Source organism: bacterium (assembly GCA_040755795.1).
Lineage (GTDB): Bacteria > UBA9089 > CG2-30-40-21 > CG2-30-40-21 > SBAY01 > JBFLXS01.
The window spans coordinates 1-1,559 of record JBFLXS010000649.1 but is presented as its reverse complement, the minus strand read 5'-3'; the positions used below and the strand labels follow the sequence as shown (position 1 = coordinate 1,559).

The 1,559-nt window shown below is 39.3% G+C and carries 2 protein-coding genes; one reads left to right on the top strand and one right to left on the bottom strand.

The window, feature by feature from the left end:
• Nucleotides 1–367: 367 nt before the first annotated feature.
• Nucleotides 368–601 carry a DUF2442 domain-containing protein gene (locus AB1414_20610; GenBank protein ID MEW6609812.1) on the top strand — a complete coding sequence of 78 codons (234 nt, stop codon included), beginning with the start codon at nucleotides 368–370 and terminating at the stop codon, nucleotides 599–601.
• Nucleotides 602–905: 304 nt separating this feature from the next.
• Here the strand turns inward: AB1414_20610 and AB1414_20605 are convergent, their stop codons facing one another.
• The gene (locus tag AB1414_20605; protein ID MEW6609811.1) at nucleotides 906–1,445 is read right to left on the bottom strand and encodes a tyrosine-type recombinase/integrase; all 540 of its coding nucleotides are present in this window, start codon (nucleotides 1,443–1,445) and stop codon (nucleotides 906–908) included.
• Between the last annotated feature and the right edge of the window lie 114 nt (nucleotides 1,446–1,559).

Here is a 1,559-nt window from a genome sequence, read left to right as displayed (position 1 = left end):
CAGAAGGTTTCATCAGTTGTCAATGACATTCTAAATAATATGATTTTCTTACTAAAATAAGAATACTTTTTCCCCTTTTCCCTGATTTCTCCATTTCCCCTTCGTTACACCCTGAACGGTTACAAAATATGTAGTGAGCTACCGAACCATATATAGCCACAGATGAACACGGATGAAACACGGAAAATCCCGCTACAGTGTATTTGCCTGCAATTAGGGTTGTAGGGACAACTCTTGTGGTTGTCCGGCTACGGAACGGACAGGAACAAACCCTGTCCTTACACTTCCGACTTCTATCCTCTCTTATTTATCCGTGCTAATCACTGGCTGAATAGTTTACATCAAAACAAAATTATGGAGGCATGGAATGAACACTGTGGATAATTTAATAGACCCACGAATTAAAGATATTCGTGTCACAGGAGAAGAAATTATTGCCTATCTTGTTGATGGCCGTACTATTAGCGTACCACTTGCCTGGTCATGGCGTCTCTCAGAGGCAACTCCTAATCAACGCTCAAGTTTTGAAATTATTGGAGATGGATATAGTGTACATTGGCCAGAGATTGACGAAGATATTAGTGCAGAAGGTATGTTATGAATTGTCCTTTTTTCCGGATATCATCCGAAAAGTAGTATTAGCCAGTTAGTAATTATACAAAATTTGTTGTTTTTGTCCAACCATTCTTTATTAACTAAACTTTTGCGTTTTTTGCTAACACTTTATATTTCAATCTCTTGTGTAAATAAGGGGAAACGGGAAAGGGGGGAAAAGGAAAAAGAAGTATTTTTCTCTAAGTATAAGAAATATAGTTAGTTATACATGAAATTCTTTTTCCCCTTTCTTACACCTAAAAAAACGCAAAAGTTCAATTTATTAAATTAGATAATCTCCTGAATTCTTTTTAAAAATCGAGTGGGCTTTTAGTCTCTTTGACGGTCAGGCTCTTGATCGTATGGGTGTACACCATGGTCGTTCGGACATCACTATGTCCCAGCAACTCCTGAATAGTACGAATATCGTAATTGGCTTGCAAGAGATGGGTTGCGAAGCTATGGCGGAAGGTATGGGCTGAAACCCGCTTCATAATCTTCACCTTTCTGACCGCCTGTTTAATTGCTCTCTGCACATGAGTCTCATGAAGATGATATCTTCTGAATTCCTTTGAATCGGGAACAAAGGTCAATATCTTTGCTGGAAAAAACCACTGCCATATCAGTTCCTTTCCACAATCCTTATACTTCTTTTCGAGCAAGCCAGGCATAAATGTGCCAGCGTAATGCTCCTTGAGGTCACTTTTGTGCAACTCCTTTACCTTCTCGAGTTGGGACTTTAATTCTGGCAGAATTGTTTGGGGCAAAGGAACTGTTCTATCTTTTTGCCCTTTGCCGTTATGTACTGTCAAAATACCTGCGTCGAAATTGAAATTGTGGTAACCGTTCAGGGCTATACATTAGAAGTGTAAACAAGGAGAAATGGGGAAAAAGGAGAATTGGAGAAATGGCTCAAACTTTTTCTTGCTCCACCCTTCGGACATCAATCCTGGAGTCTGCGAAAT

Excerpts from the sequence above, each read along its gene's own strand:
- AB1414_20610 (MEW6609812.1), top strand. The coding sequence starts at position 368 with ATGAACACTGTGGATAATTTAATAGACCCACGAATTAAAGATATTCGT.